A 14,479-nucleotide genomic window follows, 5' to 3' on the forward strand; every position below is an offset into this window, starting at 1 on the left:
ACTGTTTATTGGTCAACACAGAAAGCAGCTTTTAAGCTGCTTTCTGCATCTTAGGAGACAGAAAATGGCAGTCGGGCCAGCTACATTTCCAGAAAAAATGCACCCAGTTGCAGGGTTTAAATTAGGAACAGCTTCTGCAGGTATTAAAACTCAAGGTCGAAAAGATGTAGTGCTGATGGAGTTGTGTGAAGAAGCTACTGTCGCAGGCGTTTTTACTTTGAATGCTTTTTGCGCAGCGCCGGTGCAGATTTCTAAAAAACATATAGAGGCTGCGGCAACGCGATATTTTATCGTTAATACAGGCAACGCTAATGCGGGTACTGGTGAGGAAGGTTGGAATGATGCTATTACAACCTGTGAAGAGGTCGCTAAGCTTTGCGATTCGGGTGTTGAGGCAGTTCTTCCTTTTTCCACTGGTGTTATCGGTGAAAAGTTGCCTGTAGAAAAATTAGTTTCAGCTTTGCCTGCAGCTAAAGAGGTGCTATCGGAATCAGGTTGGGATGAGGCTGCAGAAGGCATTTTAACCACTGATACACGAATTAAAGGCGCTAGTCGTCAATTTGAGTACCAAGGCAAGGTTGTAACTTTGACTGGTATATCAAAAGGCTCAGGCATGATTAAGCCAAATATGGCAACAATGCTGGGCTATGTGGCAACAGATGCGCAAGTTGATGCTGATTTATTGAAAGTGCTACTTACTGATACAGCCAATTGCTCCTTTAACCGTATTACGGTTGATAGTGATACATCTACAAATGATTCTTGTATGTTGGTTGCGACTGGGAAATCAGGTGTATCAGTTTCTGCGGAAGATCGTTCCCTACTAGCCTTATTCAAAACTGAATTGACACAGCTTATGCAAGATTTGGCGCATGCGATTGTACGTGATGGCGAGGGTGCAACTAAGTTTGTGACAGTAAAAGTTGAGTCAGCTAAGACGCAGCAGGAAGCTTTGAAGACGGCTTTTGATATTGCTCACTCTCCTCTGGTTAAAACGGCTTTATTCGCTTCAGATCCAAACTGGGGGCGTGTATTGGCGGTAGTTGGGCGTGCCGAGATAGAAAATCTAGATCTTAATGCGTTGGAGATCTATTTAGGCGATGTTTGTATCGTTAGTAAGGGTGGAAAAGACGCTACTTACACTGAAGAAGCTGGTCAGGCGGTTATGGACCAGGAAGAGATTCTAATTCGAGTCGTACTTAATCGTGGTGACGTGTCAGAGACGGTATGGACTACGGATCTTTCCCATGACTATGTCAGCATCAATGCGGATTACCGTAGCTAATGGCTAATAAGGTTGTTCATGTCGCAGCGGCTGCTATCTGGAATAGTAAGCGTGAGTTGCTGATTGCGAAACGCCCTGATGATAAACACCAGGGCGGCTTGTGGGAGTTCCCTGGTGGTAAGGTTGAGTCAGGGGAAGCTGTGCTTGATGCTTTAAGCCGTGAGCTTGATGAAGAGCTGGGGATCAGACTTACCCAAGCAGAAAAGCTGATAGAGGTTCCTTATCATTATCCTGATAAATCAGTTTTACTCGATGTTTATAGTATTACTGAATTTGAGGGAGAGCCTTGGGGTAAGGAAGGGCAGCCAGTACGTTGGGTGAAGCTTGATGAGTTGGATGGCTATGAGTTCCCTGCTGCAAATAAACCGATCTTGGATGCCTGCCTTTTACCGAAATCACTTGCTATAACGCCGTATCTTTCAGATCTTCAACAGCTTGAAGTATCTATTATGCGAGCAATAAAGGCTGGAGCTGAAGGTGTAGTCCTTCGAGCTCCGCTGTTTGAGGCTGATTCAGTAGCATTGGATAAAACAATTGATTTCATCAATGCTCAAATAGATGCGGCCTCTGTAAGAAATGTTTTCTTTACGGTAAACACTACGGTAGACATTGCGAATAAGTTGGCTCTTGATGCAGTTCATCTTTCAGTGAGTAATCTGGAAAAGTTGAATCATAGAGACGAGTTCACTGGGAGTTGGCTGGGTGCATCTTGTCATAATGCTGATGAACTGTCCGAAGCGATAGCTAAAGGGGTCGATTACATAATGCTGTCACCAGTACAGCATACGCAATCGCACCCTGAGGTAGAGCCATTAGGTTGGAAGGATTTTTCCGAATTAGCTAAGTCTAGCTTGGTGCCTGTTTTTGCATTGGGTGGCATGGATAAAGGCGATCTAGCTCTCGCTGTGGAGAATGGTGCGCAAGGTATAGCGGCAATTAGTGCATGGTCGGAGGGATAGGCTGATCTTTATCAATCTGTTCTTCCGTTTCGCCACTACTAAAATCGCTAGCAGTTTTTGATTCAGGTATTGAATATTCTTCGCTTGCCCAAGCACCTAAATCAATCATTTTACAGCGCTCACTGCAGAAGGGTCTGAAAGGGTTGCTGCTGTCCCAAGCCTGCTCTTTAGAGCAGGTTGGGCATTTAATTTTTGTGCTACTCATTATTTGGTCTCTTCTGCGATTTTACTTAGCTTTGTGTGCAGTTTGATAACCTGATTTTCCAAGCTTTCTAAATCAGCATTGTTATCGATGATAATATCTGCTTTTTTGAGTCTTTCTTGGCGGGGCAACTGGGCGGCCATAATTGCTTTGATCTGTTCTTTGCTAGCGCTATCGCGCTTAACAGTTCGAGCTAATTGTAACTCTTCTGATGCATCAACAACGATTACAGTCTCAACTAATTCGTGCTGGTCTGTTTCTAATAATAGTGGGGAAGACAGTACAGCATAGCTGCTTGTGGCATCGTGTAATTGCTGTTTGATACTTTGGCGAATAATCGGGTGTAATAGTTGCTCTAACCAGGTTTTGGCTGTTTTATCTCTGAAGATTATTTCGCGCAAATCTTTACGATTTAATTCACCACTTTCAGTGACAATGTGACTGCCAAAGTGCTCAGCGATTTTGTCTAGTGCAGGTTCGCCTTTTGCGACCACTTCTCGTGCAACAATATCAGCATCAACAATAGTGATTCCGAGGTCTTGTAAACGATCAGTTACAGCGTTTTTTCCTGAGCCGATGCCACCTGTGATGCCAACAATGTACATAGATTAGATTCTTATTAGTTGAAGGTAGAGTGTTGTCAGCGTATCGCCCCAGATCAGTGCTATCCATCCTGCAATTGCGAGATATGGGCCAAATGGAATAGGGTTTTGAGATGAATGGTTTTTAAACAGCATCATAGCTATACCAATGATCGCACCGACTAATGAGCTTAATAGAATAATCAGTGGCAATTGATATATACCTGCCCAAGCGCCTAGAGCTGCAAGCAATTTAAAATCACCATACCCCATACCTTCTTTGCCAGTTAGTAGTTTAAATACCCAGTAGATTGACCATAAGCTTAGGTAGCCTGCCATAGCTCCATAGACCGCATGTTCTAGAGATGCAAATAACCCAAAACTGTTGACGAATAAGCCTAGCCATAGCAAAGGAAGGGTTAAGCGGTCAGGTAAAAGTTGATGATCAATATCAATAAATATTAGACAAACCAGCACCCAAGTAAGGACTACTAAACTGAGACCGATCAGGTTAAAGCCAAAAACGTAAACGGCATAAGCGGAGCAAATAGCTGTAAATAATTCCACAAACGGATAGCGGAAAGGGATATGCAATCCGCAGGATGAGCATTTTGCTCGGAGGAAAATCCAGCTGAGAACGGGTATGTTTTCATACCATCTGATTTTGTGTTGACACTTAGGGCAAGTGGATGCAGGTACTGAAAGGTTGTAAGGCTCTGGATCGATCTCTTTATCAGCGGATATTTCCCTTTCCCATTCCCTTTGCATCATAATGGGTAAGCGATGAATGACTACGTTAAGAAAACTACCAACACATAGAGAAAATAAAAACGCGCAGGCAATAGCCCACGCGGGATCAAAAATAATTATATTCATTAATTCTTATCTTTAAACAACTTGACCAAGCTGGAAGATTGGAAGGTACATAGCAACAACAAGTCCACCAACTAGCACGCCTAATACAACCATAATCAAAGGTTCTAATAGGCTTGAAAGGTTATCTACAGCGTTATCTACTTGTTCTTCATAAAAATCAGCGATCTTCTCTAGCATCATTTCAAGAGAGCCTGCTTCTTCGCCAATCGCTATCATTTGGATAGTCATATTGGGAAATATGCCGGTCATGGTTACTGCGTTTTGTAAGGATTGGCCTGTAGATACACCGTTTTTAATTTGTAAGATGGCATCTCGGTATAATGCATTGCCTGAAGCGCCCGCTGCGGAATCTAAAGCATTAACTAGAGGTACACCTGCTGCAAAGGTAGTGGATAGAGTCCTAGCAAATCTAGCTATAGATGCGTTGTGCAGTATTTCGCCTATAACTGGGATTTTAAGTACGGCTTTGTCGACACTATCTCTAAATTTAGCAGACTTCTCTCTAGCTTTCTGAAACGCGAATCCAAATATGACAAAGCCTATTAAAATAATCCACCACCATTCTTGAGCTATTTCAGACAGGTTTATAACCCATTGGGTAAAAGCGGGTAGTTCTGCTCCAAAGCTAGTAAACACATCTTCAAATTGTGGGACTACCTTAACCAGAAGAATTGCCGAAACAATAATACCAACAATAATTACAGCTGTGGGATAGGTTAGTGCCTTTTTGATCTTGGCTTTTAATGATTCTAGTTTTTCTTTATATGTCGCAATACGATCAAGCATTGCATCTAGAGCGCCTGATTGCTCGCCAGCATTAACTAAGTTGCAATACAGATCATCAAAGTGTTGTGGGTGCTTGGTTAAGGATGTGGAGAAATCGGTACCACTGTTAACATCATTCTTGATTTCATAGACGATGTCTTTTAATTTTTGTTTTTCAATACCGCCAGCAGTGATTTCCAAGCCTTGCAGTAAAGGCACCCCGGAGCGCATCATGGTAGCCATTTGGCGGGTGAAAAAAGCAATATCTACAGGCTTAACAGGTTTATTTTTGGCGCTGAACATACCTGCAGAGCGCTCTTTGGCAATTCTGGACGTTAAGATCCCTTGTTTGCGTAAATGAGCTTTTGCTGAAGCGGCATTAATTGCATCGATTTTTCCTTTGCTTTTATTACCGCTTTTGTCTTTTCCTTGCCAGGTGAAAGTGTAAAGCTTGGCATCTTTAGCCATAGATTAATTCCTGTTATCAGGTCTTGATGACTCGGTTCATCTCTTCAAGACTGGTGATTCCTTCCGCGACCTTCTTTAACCCAGAGCGTCGTAGGCTCTGGAAGTTTTGTGTTTCAGCTACTCTAAGTATATCTAGAGAGTTACCATTCTCCATAATTACTTCAGCAATTTCTGGTGTCATAGGTAGCATTTCATAGATACCTACTCGTCCTTTATAGCCTCTATTGCATTTGCTGCAGCCATCTTGATTCGCTTCAAATAGAGTTAGTGAGCTTAACTCTTCATCAGTAAAGCCTTCCTCCCTTAACGTAACTTCAGGGAGGGTGATAGGTTTTTTGCAACTTTCACATAAGCGTCGCCCTAAACGTTGGGCAATGATAAGACTGACAGATGTAGCGATGTTAAAGGCTGGCACGCCCATATTACGTAAACGTGTAAGCGTTTCTGGCGCGCTATTTGTATGAAGTGTAGATAGCACCATGTGACCTGTTTGGGCTGCTTTTATGGCGATCTCCGCTGTTTCTAAGTCTCGGATCTCACCCACCATTACCACATCAGGGTCTTGACGAAGGAATGCGCGTAGAGCTTCAGCAAAATTTAACCCCACTTTTGCATTTACATGGACTTGATTTATGCCTTCCAAGTTGATTTCTACAGGGTCTTCTGCTGTAGAAATATTCCGCTCTTCGGTATTAAGGATATTTAAACCGGTATAAAGACTTACAGTTTTACCACTACCTGTTGGCCCTGTTACCAATACCATGCCTTGTGGTTTGTGGAGTGTGCCTAAGTAAAGTTCTTTTTGGAAGTCGGCAAAACCTAAGGCTTCTACCCCCATTTTTGCGCTGCTAGGGTCAAGAATACGTAGTACGATTTTCTCTCCCCAAAGGGTGGGAAGGGTGTTTACTCGAAAGTCGATAGCGCGTTTCTTGGATATCTTCATTTTAATGCGGCCATCCTGAGGTACACGTTTCTCAGAAATATCCATCTGCGACATGACTTTTAAGCGAGCAGAAAGCCGTGCAGCAAGGTTTGAAGGTGGCTTTGCAACTTCCTGTAGAATTCCATCGATCCTGCTTCTGATGCGGTAGCTTTTTTCGTAGGGCTCAAAGTGGATATCAGATGCGCCATTTTTTATAGAATCTAGGAGGATTTTATTGATAAAGCGAACAATTGGTGCATCTTTTGTTGCGTCTTCTTCGCTTTCTTGCTCTTCTTTATCTGGCGTAGAGCCATCTGATACTTCGAGATTATCTAAATCACTATCATCTAATTCATCTAAGGCTGAATCTTGGCCTTCAAGGAAACTCTCTATGGCGCGAGTGAGTTTATCCTCCTCGACAATGATCGCTTCTGTTGTAATGCCGCTTTGAAACTTAAATTCATCTAACGCTTGTATGTTAGTGGGGTCAGAAATAGCTACAAATAGGCGATTGTCACGTTTCTGCAGGGGGAGCGCATGGTGTTTAGTTATAAGGGAATCGTTAATTAGTCCTTGAGGAAGAGATGCTGGGTCTAAGGCGTCCAAATCCAAAAGAGGCATACCAAACTCTTCGGATGCTGCAGCTGCAGCCCTATATGCACTGACTAAGCGCTGTTCAATAACATAAGAGATAAACGTTTGTTGTTTCTCTCGGGATTGTAGCGAAGCATCAGCTGCAACTTCTGCAGAACATACGCCTTCATTCACTAAACGCTTGGCAAGTCCACTTAAAGGTTGGCTTGGCTGCAAAATGAAACTCCCGTCTTAATCCATGACACTAAGGTTTATATTACTATCTTTTAATGCTAGGTCTTATCTACCTAAAATAGCATTTGCATGACAGTTTGAAAATGCGCACTATAATGTTTATAAAGAATTTCGGATAGGTCACTGGCGCGTTCTGAAAAATGCGCTACAATCAAAGGACTTGGTTGATACCAAGGATTTTTATTCGCTGGAGAAATAAAATGAAAAAAGTACAACAAGGTTTTACCCTTATTGAATTGATGATCGTGGTTGCGATCATCGGTATTTTGGCGGCAATTGCATTGCCGGCTTACCAGAGCTATACGATTAAAGCTAAAATGTCCGAGGTTATTTTGGCTGCAAGTGCATGTCGTACAACTATCACTGAAGTAGTGCAAAGTTCGGATGACAGCTTTCCTGGTGCAGGTAACTGGGGCTGTGAAGAAGTTGCTCCAACTAAGTTCGTAGCTAATGTTGCTACTGATGTTTCAGGTGCTGTAGCAGTTCAGGCTCGAGCAATCGATACAGATGTTGATGACGCTTGGGTATTCTTAACGCCAGCAACTACTCCTGAACCAGGTGATACTATCTCTGAGTGGGATTGTGTTGCGGATCCAGCTAAAGATGTTTACCAGTACCTACCTGGTTCATGTAAGGATGATCAGGCGAGTGCTGCCGCTCTTACTTATAACAACGGCTCTGCTGCGGTTACTGTTACGTCAGGTACTTAAGTCAAGTTTGGAATCTATATTCTTGAATTTAAAAAGGGTCAACTTAGTTGGCCCTTTTTGTTGATACTGTCTAGTCCTTAAAAAGGCTGGCACTTTTCCAACCATCTTTGGAAAGTGTCATGAATTCAACAAGTAAGCATACACAAAAAGGTCGTTTATTTGCCTTTAAACTGGCTGAGGTTGAGCAAGTCGAAAAAGGTTTGGTAACTGAAAAACAGCCGAAGATCGTTATAGAACTTAAGTATATTTATTCCCATCCCGTTTAGGCTGTATGCCTATTTTGTCTCTACGATAAACATCAAAAAGTGTGTTGTGAAACTTAAGTCTATTCCTATCATGGCTTTGTCTATATATCTATTTCTATATGTGTCACAGAGTGGTAGCCTTACACCATCATATTTTAATCTTGAATGACTCATTTTTAATGAAACGAAATATAATAATTATTCTAATCGCAGCTTGTGTTGGTGTGACTTGGTATATCGCCAATACTACTGAAAGGCTAACTCCTCAAATTAAAAGCGCGGCAGAAAATGCTATTCTCGAACAGCCAGAATTCCCAGCGCGACCTGTATGGTGGCATGATGATTCTGTGATGGCTGTTGGTATTGTTCCTGACAGTGTTAATCCCCATCATGCGGCAGCTAAGGCTTGTGAAATCATTAAAGCCAAAGGTGTGACGACGGCCATTGTAGAGATTTATGATGTGGTTAAAATTCAGAAGGAAGATGATTGGGATCAACTGGCTGCAGATAGTTGTCAGTAATTAATCTACCTTTTAGTGTTGTTTTAGATGTAAAAAAGGCTGCTCATATGCAGCCTTTTTTGATTTATAAGCAATGTGATCTAGGCTTTAATCTTCAATTAAACGCATAGACAGATCTACTGCTTGGCAGTGCTTAGTCAGCGCGCCAATGGATATATAATCCACGCCAGTTTCTGCGATAGGGCGTAAGGTTTCGTCAGTAATGCCACCAGAGGCTTCAAGCTTGGCAATGCCGCGAGTTAGCTTAACTGAGTCCCTCATCGCTTCTAGAGAGAAGTTATCCAGCATAATGATGTCTGCACCGGCTTCTAGCGCTTGATGAAGTTCTTCCATCGTTTCCACTTCAACTTCGACGGGTTTGCCAGGCTCATTTGATTTCGCTGTGGCAATTGCGGCGTCGATACCACCGCAGGCCATAATATGGTTCTCTTTAATCAAGAAAGCGTCGAATAAGCCAATTCGATGGTTGTAGCAGCCACCACAGGCAACGGCATATTTCTGGGCAAAGCGAAGGCCTGGGAGAGTTTTGCGAGTGTCAAGTAACTTTACAGTTGTGCCAGCCACTTTGTCCGCGTAAAACTTACTAACAGTTGCTGTGCCTGAAAGCGTTTGTAGAAAGTTTAAAGCTGCGCGTTCTGCTGTTAGGAGATTTCTTGCTGAACCTTTTGCCCAGAAAAGTACTTGGTCACGTTGAACGATATCTCCATCATCAACTTGCCAGTCTAGTTCTAGTTCAGGGTCTACTTGGCGAAAAACTTCATTTACCCAGTCGACACCACAAACAACAGCCTCTTGACGACTGATAATGCGAGCCGTTGCAGTTTGTTCAGCAGGAATGAGTTGTGCGGTAATATCGCCACTGCCTATATCTTCCTGTAAAGCATAACGAACGGCGTCTGGGATAAGGTGCTGAATTTTTGCGCGGGTCAACATAGTCGGTCCTGATTGAAAATGTGTGAGGCTTGGCTTTTACAAATAGGCCTCTGATAATATGCAGATTCTATCGAAATAGATCTAGAGCGGGTAGGGGATAAATGAATATTGCAGGTCAAAACTGGCACAAAGAGGTAGAGATTGTACCTTCGCCGAATTTTAATGAGCGCCCAGACTCTAACGATATTTCTCTATTGGTTATCCACAACATTAGTTTGCCACCGGGTAAGTTTGGTGGTGGCTACATTCAACAATTTTTTCAGAATAAGTTAGACGCCACGACCGATCCTTTTTTTGAAGAGATAAAAGATCTTCAGGTATCTGCTCATTTCCTAATTGAGCGAAGTGGTCATATTGTCCAATTTGTGCCAACCGGCTGTAGAGCTTGGCATGCTGGTGTGTCTATCTTTGAAGGCAGAGAAAATTGTAATGATTTTTCGATAGGCATAGAGCTAGAGGGAACGGATATAGACCCTTATTCTGATGAGCAGTACAACGCTTTAGTTACCCTTACCCAGCAGTTACGCGATCTCTATCCAAAGATAGAGCTAGATAGGATTGTTGGGCATTGCGATATAGCCCCAGAGCGTAAAACTGACCCTGGTCCAGCCTTTGACTGGCAAAGATATCGAAAACTATTGGATTAATTAGACGGGGAATAGTTTTGCCAGCAAAACCGGTACTGCATTTTCAACTCTTAAGATGCGCTCACCAATATGGATTGATTTGAATCCGCACTGATTTAGTTTATCGACTTCGTATTCTATAAAACCACCCTCAGGACCAATGGCTAAGGTTGTTGGAATAGATTCGGGTGTTGAGCATCGTTCTGCATTATAGGGATGGGCAACTAAAGCACGCGTATTTTGCGCGATCTCTGGTAGTTCATCTTCTACAAAAGGCTTGAAGCGTTTACGTAAATGAACTTTCGGCATTATTGTATCGCCAGCTTGTTCCAAACCAAGCTTGAGCTGTTCTTCTACTTGATTAAGTATTGGTGTGCTCCAATAGCTTTTATCTACTCGATAAGAATTAATCAGATAAAGTTCTTTCACACCCATCGCGGAGACAGTTTGTAGTATCCGTTTCAGCATTTTAGGTCTGGGTAGGGCCAATATTAGGGTTAGAGGTAATGCTGCAGGAGGCTCTTTTTCTAGAGATACCTTTAGGGTTACAGACCTGTTATTGAGTTCTAATACTTCTCCTTTGCCTAGAGCTCCATTGAGAAAACCTACATTCAGTAGGGCTCCAATCTCTGGTTTTTGTATTGAGCGAATATGTTCAAAGCGATGATCTGTTAGAACCGCAGTGTCGCTCGCAACAAAGTCAGCTTTATTAATTAGTATTAGATTCATGGGGTTATCAGGTACAGGGAAGAAACTGAAGTGTACCGGTCTAGGGTATTTAAGGCTAATTTTAACCCTAATCAAGAAAATAGATGTTTATCTAAATGAGAATGTTTATCTGTAGCGTTATCTTTTGGAGTGTGGTACCTTTGCGCCATCTTGTATAAGCGATCAATATTCTGTGAATCCATGAAGGGGGTTTCTGTGAAGCTTAAAGTTCTTGTTGCTAGTGTTGCTATGGTTACTGCGCTAGGTGCTAATGCGGCTCAAAATTACGACAATTTCCCTGTAACTCTAAAAGGTTACAACGGTGATGCTACTAATTCTGTTGCGTATACGGGTCAGGCTGCACGTCAGGTTCTTCACACTTCTTTGAAAAAATTGGCAGGCCAAGGTAACGGTCAGCCAAACGCTGAACTTAAAGCAAAAATGCTTGCTTACTACGAAGGTAAAGATGCTGGTCGTGAGATCCTTTCTCCGGCAACTAAAGGCGGTTTCGTAGTTGCCGAGACTTCTGTAGACGAGATCTCCAAAGGTAAGAACCTATCCGGTAAAACGTTTAAAGGTGCTGTACCAGGCTGGCCTGGTAACATGACAGGTCCTGAAGTAATTACTTTCATGATCGAGAAAGCAGCAGCTTCTGACAAAGGTTATGACCCTCTAACAGGTTACGACTACCGTCAGCTCATCTCTAAGTTCGCAATGGGTGCAGTATTCTACAACCAAGCTGTAGATAACTACCTAGATGAAAAACTAGATGCTGACAAAAAGCCAAACAACAAGCCTTACAAAGAAGGTAAGCACTACACAGGTAAAGAGCACGCTTGGGATGAAGGTTTTGGTTACTTCGGTGCACCAGCGAATACACTTAATCTAACTGCAGAAGATGTATACAACATTGCTAAGCAGAAAGAAGGTGCGCTTGTTAAAGCTGACTTCAATAAAGACAGTAAAGTATCTCTTTACAATGAGATGACTTACGCTCACGCATACTATGCAGCTGGTTTCGATAAAGGCGGTAAAACAACTTACCTTCACGACATCATGCAAGCTTTCGTTGATGGCCGCCAGTTGATCACAGATGCTAAAGGTGAAGCACTAACTGATAAGCAACGTACAGAGCTTAAAGCTCACGCAGCGACTATCGCTGATAACTGGGAAATGGTTATCGCAGAAGCTGTATTCAAATACGCAGGTTCTACTTACAAAGATCTTAAAGAGATCAACAAGCTAGTTGAAACTAACGGTGATGTTGCTCCTGCATTCCGTGCTTACGCTAAGCACTGGGGTGAGTTGAAAGGTTTCGCACTAGCACTTCAAACAGGTAATAAAAACCTTGGTGAAACGGCTGTCAAACTTAACCGTTTGATCGGTTTCAGCCCTGTATTGCTGGGTAATACGCAAGTTGTTGGTCTAGACGACAAAGGTAACTACATCCAAGCGTCTTCTGGCGACATGAAGCAGTACATGCTACACATGCTTAAAGTTCAGCAGTTGATGGTTGATCAGTTTGGCGTTAAAGCGCGTAACAAAGATGTTCTAGGTGACATGGGCGCTCTAGCTGACAAACTAGGTTCTGGCGGTTACGTAGAAAACGACTAATTCGCTACAGAGCAATTGCTAAAAGCCAGCCTTGCTAACAGGGCTGGCTTTTTTGTATTTGAGGGGACTATGCTCGAGATCTTTTCTGAATTCTATAATTCAGTGCTAGTGGACTTTACCGATAGTAAAAAACGCGTCTATTGGGGCTACTTGTTAGCAGCTCTTGTTATTGCTGTCGTTTGGTTGGTTCAAACTAAACGAGTCTCTTTTGTTAAAGCGATTTTGATTATCTTTAGTGCCAAGGTTTGGTGGTCGTCATCAGCAAAAGCTGATTATCTCATCTTTGTTATCAACAAATTTTCTTTTTTATTTATAGCGCCTTTGCTTTTAACACATGCGGTTGTTTTCGAGTGGCTGTTTTTTAAATTGTATGAGTGGTGGGGCTATCAATCTGTTGGTAATGACTGGCCGTTATGGATGATAACGGCTCTATTTACCTTCAGTTACTTTATCTTGAATGACTTCTCCCGATTCTTTGTGCACAAATTGCTGCATGAAGTACCGTTTCTGTGGGAGTTTCATAAAGTCCATCACTCCGCACGGGTTCTAACGCCGATCACAGTATTTCGTACTCATCCAGTTGAAGGGATTCTGTTCTCGTTTCGATCGATATTTGTTCAAGGTTTTTTAATCGCGGTCTTTACCTTCCTGTTCGGTGATCGTGTTGATCTATTTATGTTTTACGGTGTTGTTGTAACGACCTTTCTATTCAATGTGCTGGGATCTAATTTACGTCATTCCCAGATAGCGATCGGTTATTGGAAAGGAGTAGAGCGATGGTTGATCTCGCCTGCGCAGCATCAGATCCATCATTCAACCTTGCCCAAGCATTTTGATAAAAACTATGGGGTTATCTTGGCGATTTGGGATCGCTGGACAGGTACTTTGGTTCATTCTGAACGAGATCAGGAATTAGAGTTTGGTATTTCTAGAAAAGTAGAGGCGAATGAGCAAAATGTTCTCTATCTTTATTTTCAGCCGTTTAAATCTCTATTTAGTCGCTTAAGGCAAATATCGAAGCCAAAAGTAGCAAATGATAATTGAATAGATATATATCAATGATAACGGTTATCGTTTATGATTCTATTCTTACTTTAAGACACGTTTTGTATTGTTGAGTGTTGAGGTTTTTTAATGAAGATAAATGCTTTAGCTAAGATTGTTTCCTCTGTTGGTGCTGTTGCTGCTGTCACTGTATCCGCTTTATTGCCCACATCTGCTTTTGCTCAAGAAACCGGTGTTGTAAATGTTTATTCAGCACGTAAAGAAGCCTTGATTAAACCGCTTCTAGATCGTTTTACAGATGAAACAGGTATCAATGTAAACCTTGTAACAGGTAAAGCTGATGCGTTGTTAAAGCGCCTTGAGGTAGAAGGTAAAGCAAGCCCTGCAGACCTGTTTGTGACTGTTGATGCCGGTCGTTTACACCGCGCTAAGAGTGCTGGTGTTCTTCAGGTGTCTGGTAGCGATACTTTAAGTAAACTGATTCCGCAAAGTCTTAAAGATGCTGATGGTTATTGGTATGGCATGTCTCAGCGTGCAAGAACGATCTTTTACGTAAAAGGTAAAGTTGAACCTTCAGAGTTGTCCACTTATGAAGATCTAGCTGATTCAAAATGGAAAGGGCGTATCTGTGTTCGTTCTTCCAATAATATTTATAATCAATCCTTAGTTGCTTCTATGATCGATGCTATCGGCGTAGAGAAAACTGAAGCTTGGGCTAAAGGTTTAGTGAAAAACTTCGCGAAGCCGCCTTCAGGTGGTGATACTGATCAGCTAAAAGCTGCAGCAGCAGGCGTATGTGATATCGCCATAGCAAATACTTACTATTTTGGTCGTTTGTTAAATAGCGAAAATGCTGAAAAGAAAGCAATTGGAGCTAAATTGGCAGCGTTTTGGCCAAACCAAGCTGACCGTGGTGTTCATATGAACGTTAGTGGCGCAGGTGTGACTAAGCATGCTCGTAATGTTGATAATGCAGTGAAGCTAATGGAATTTATGGCCTCTGATCAGTCTCAAGCTTGGTATGCAGAGGTTAATAACGAATATCCTGTCGTAACGACTGCTAAGGTGTCTGACACGTTGGCTGGGTTGGGTGAATTTACTGCTGACGATATTGTGTTGAGCAAACTGGGTGAAAATAACCGTAGCGCAGTTGAATTAATGGATCGCGCAGGTTGGAAGTGATTTATTTTATTATCAAGTAATTGTTTATTAAGTGATAGAATAGCTTGAC

At 42.3% G+C, this 14,479-nt stretch carries 16 protein-coding genes; 9 read left to right on the forward strand and 7 right to left on the reverse strand.

The window, feature by feature from the left end:
- Positions 1 to 64: 64 nt before the first annotated feature.
- Entirely contained in the window at positions 65 to 1,285 is a 1,221-nt protein-coding gene (gene argJ / locus ACMXYS_RS03685; RefSeq protein WP_415897616.1) for a bifunctional glutamate N-acetyltransferase/amino-acid acetyltransferase ArgJ, read from the forward strand.
- Complete coding sequence (locus tag ACMXYS_RS03690) at positions 1,285 to 2,244, forward strand: Nudix family hydrolase (RefSeq protein ID WP_415897617.1); 960 nt, start codon at positions 1,285 to 1,287, stop codon at positions 2,242 to 2,244. The genes argJ and ACMXYS_RS03690 overlap by 1 nt, the downstream gene beginning before the upstream one ends.
- Here the strand turns inward: ACMXYS_RS03690 and yacG are convergent.
- Genes yacG through pilB form a run of 5 tightly spaced genes read right to left on the reverse strand, consistent with a single transcriptional unit; the run spans position 2,222 to position 6,868 of the window.
- The gene (yacG, locus tag ACMXYS_RS03695; protein WP_415897618.1) at positions 2,222 to 2,449 is read right to left on the reverse strand and encodes a DNA gyrase inhibitor YacG; all 228 of its coding nucleotides are present in this window, start codon (positions 2,447 to 2,449) and stop codon (positions 2,222 to 2,224) included. The two genes, ACMXYS_RS03690 and yacG, sit on opposite strands and share 23 nt — an antisense overlap.
- Positions 2,449 to 3,051 carry a dephospho-CoA kinase gene (gene coaE, locus ACMXYS_RS03700; RefSeq protein WP_415897619.1) on the reverse strand — a complete coding sequence of 201 codons (603 nt, stop codon included), beginning with the start codon at positions 3,049 to 3,051 and terminating at the stop codon, positions 2,449 to 2,451. Before coaE ends, yacG begins: the two co-directional genes overlap by 1 nt.
- 3 nt (positions 3,052 to 3,054) lie before the next feature.
- A complete protein-coding gene (locus ACMXYS_RS03705) occupies positions 3,055 to 3,903 on the reverse strand; it encodes a prepilin peptidase (protein WP_415897620.1) in 849 nt (282 codons plus the stop codon).
- Positions 3,904 to 3,915: 12 nt separating this feature from the next.
- Complete coding sequence (locus ACMXYS_RS03710; protein WP_415897621.1) at positions 3,916 to 5,136, reverse strand: type II secretion system F family protein; 1,221 nt, start codon at positions 5,134 to 5,136, stop codon at positions 3,916 to 3,918.
- 16 nt (positions 5,137 to 5,152) lie between these two features.
- The gene (pilB, locus tag ACMXYS_RS03715) at positions 5,153 to 6,868 is read right to left on the reverse strand and encodes a type IV-A pilus assembly ATPase PilB (protein WP_415897622.1); all 1,716 of its coding nucleotides are present in this window, start codon (positions 6,866 to 6,868) and stop codon (positions 5,153 to 5,155) included.
- A gap of 218 nt (positions 6,869 to 7,086) precedes the next feature.
- Between pilB and ACMXYS_RS03720 the strand changes: the two genes are divergently transcribed.
- From ACMXYS_RS03720 to ACMXYS_RS03730, 3 genes are all read left to right on the forward strand, one after another.
- The gene (locus ACMXYS_RS03720) at positions 7,087 to 7,596 is read left to right on the forward strand and encodes a pilin (RefSeq protein WP_415897623.1); all 510 of its coding nucleotides are present in this window, start codon (positions 7,087 to 7,089) and stop codon (positions 7,594 to 7,596) included.
- Between the two features lie 119 nt (positions 7,597 to 7,715).
- Positions 7,716 to 7,862: a hypothetical protein gene (locus ACMXYS_RS03725; protein WP_415897624.1), complete on the forward strand. Its 147-nt coding sequence runs from the start codon at positions 7,716 to 7,718 to the stop codon at positions 7,860 to 7,862.
- A gap of 158 nt (positions 7,863 to 8,020) precedes the next feature.
- Positions 8,021 to 8,362 (forward strand): hypothetical protein, encoded by a 342-nt coding sequence (locus ACMXYS_RS03730; protein WP_415897625.1) that lies wholly within the window; start codon positions 8,021 to 8,023, stop codon positions 8,360 to 8,362.
- 87 nt (positions 8,363 to 8,449) lie between these two features.
- Here ACMXYS_RS03730 and nadC read toward each other — a convergent pair whose 3' ends face one another.
- A complete protein-coding gene (gene nadC, locus ACMXYS_RS03735) occupies positions 8,450 to 9,295 on the reverse strand; it encodes a carboxylating nicotinate-nucleotide diphosphorylase (RefSeq protein ID WP_415897626.1) in 846 nt (281 codons plus the stop codon).
- Between the two features lie 101 nt (positions 9,296 to 9,396).
- Here nadC and ampD point away from each other — a divergent pair, with 101 nt between their 5' ends.
- Positions 9,397 to 9,942 carry a 1,6-anhydro-N-acetylmuramyl-L-alanine amidase AmpD gene (gene ampD / locus ACMXYS_RS03740; RefSeq protein ID WP_415897627.1) on the forward strand — a complete coding sequence of 182 codons (546 nt, stop codon included), beginning with the start codon at positions 9,397 to 9,399 and terminating at the stop codon, positions 9,940 to 9,942.
- Here ampD and ACMXYS_RS03745 read toward each other — a convergent pair whose 3' ends face one another.
- Positions 9,943 to 10,650 (reverse strand): 16S rRNA (uracil(1498)-N(3))-methyltransferase, encoded by a 708-nt coding sequence (locus tag ACMXYS_RS03745; RefSeq protein ID WP_415883663.1) that lies wholly within the window; start codon positions 10,648 to 10,650, stop codon positions 9,943 to 9,945.
- Between the two features lie 195 nt (positions 10,651 to 10,845).
- Here ACMXYS_RS03745 and ACMXYS_RS03750 point away from each other — a divergent pair, with 195 nt between their 5' ends.
- The 3 genes from ACMXYS_RS03750 to ACMXYS_RS03760 all read left to right on the forward strand — a co-directional run bounded on the left by ACMXYS_RS03750 (position 10,846) and on the right by ACMXYS_RS03760 (position 14,430).
- Entirely contained in the window at positions 10,846 to 12,243 is a 1,398-nt protein-coding gene (locus ACMXYS_RS03750) for a DUF4856 domain-containing protein (protein WP_415897628.1), read from the forward strand.
- A gap of 69 nt (positions 12,244 to 12,312) precedes the next feature.
- Complete coding sequence (locus tag ACMXYS_RS03755; protein WP_415897629.1) at positions 12,313 to 13,287, forward strand: sterol desaturase family protein; 975 nt, start codon at positions 12,313 to 12,315, stop codon at positions 13,285 to 13,287.
- A gap of 90 nt (positions 13,288 to 13,377) precedes the next feature.
- Positions 13,378 to 14,430: a Fe(3+) ABC transporter substrate-binding protein gene (locus tag ACMXYS_RS03760; RefSeq protein ID WP_415897630.1), complete on the forward strand. Its 1,053-nt coding sequence runs from the start codon at positions 13,378 to 13,380 to the stop codon at positions 14,428 to 14,430.
- Positions 14,431 to 14,479: the final 49 nt, after the last annotated feature.

The organism is Neptuniibacter sp. QD57_21, assembly GCF_047778075.1.
Classification (GTDB): domain Bacteria; phylum Pseudomonadota; class Gammaproteobacteria; order Pseudomonadales; family Balneatricaceae; genus Neptuniibacter.

Excerpts from the sequence above, each read along its gene's own strand:
- ACMXYS_RS03730 (WP_415897625.1), top strand. The coding sequence starts at position 8,021 with ATGAAACGAAATATAATAATTATTCTAATCGCAGCTTGTGTTGGTGTG.
- nadC (WP_415897626.1), bottom strand. The coding sequence starts at position 9,295 with ATGTTGACCCGCGCAAAAATTCAGCACCTTATCCCAGACGCCGTTCGT.
- coaE (WP_415897619.1), bottom strand. The coding sequence starts at position 3,051 with ATGTACATTGTTGGCATCACAGGTGGCATCGGCTCAGGAAAAAACGCT.
- ACMXYS_RS03745 (WP_415883663.1), bottom strand. The coding sequence starts at position 10,650 with ATGAATCTAATACTAATTAATAAAGCTGACTTTGTTGCGAGCGACACT.
- ACMXYS_RS03720 (WP_415897623.1), top strand. The coding sequence starts at position 7,087 with ATGAAAAAAGTACAACAAGGTTTTACCCTTATTGAATTGATGATCGTG.
- ACMXYS_RS03725 (WP_415897624.1), top strand. The coding sequence starts at position 7,716 with ATGAATTCAACAAGTAAGCATACACAAAAAGGTCGTTTATTTGCCTTT.
- ACMXYS_RS03690 (WP_415897617.1), top strand. The coding sequence starts at position 1,285 with ATGGCTAATAAGGTTGTTCATGTCGCAGCGGCTGCTATCTGGAATAGT.
- ampD (WP_415897627.1), top strand. The coding sequence starts at position 9,397 with ATGAATATTGCAGGTCAAAACTGGCACAAAGAGGTAGAGATTGTACCT.
- ACMXYS_RS03710 (WP_415897621.1), bottom strand. The coding sequence starts at position 5,136 with ATGGCTAAAGATGCCAAGCTTTACACTTTCACCTGGCAAGGAAAAGAC.
- ACMXYS_RS03760 (WP_415897630.1), top strand. The coding sequence starts at position 13,378 with ATGAAGATAAATGCTTTAGCTAAGATTGTTTCCTCTGTTGGTGCTGTT.
- ACMXYS_RS03705 (WP_415897620.1), bottom strand. The coding sequence starts at position 3,903 with ATGAATATAATTATTTTTGATCCCGCGTGGGCTATTGCCTGCGCGTTT.
- yacG (WP_415897618.1), bottom strand. The coding sequence starts at position 2,449 with ATGAGTAGCACAAAAATTAAATGCCCAACCTGCTCTAAAGAGCAGGCT.
- argJ (WP_415897616.1), top strand. The coding sequence starts at position 65 with ATGGCAGTCGGGCCAGCTACATTTCCAGAAAAAATGCACCCAGTTGCA.
- ACMXYS_RS03755 (WP_415897629.1), top strand. The coding sequence starts at position 12,313 with ATGCTCGAGATCTTTTCTGAATTCTATAATTCAGTGCTAGTGGACTTT.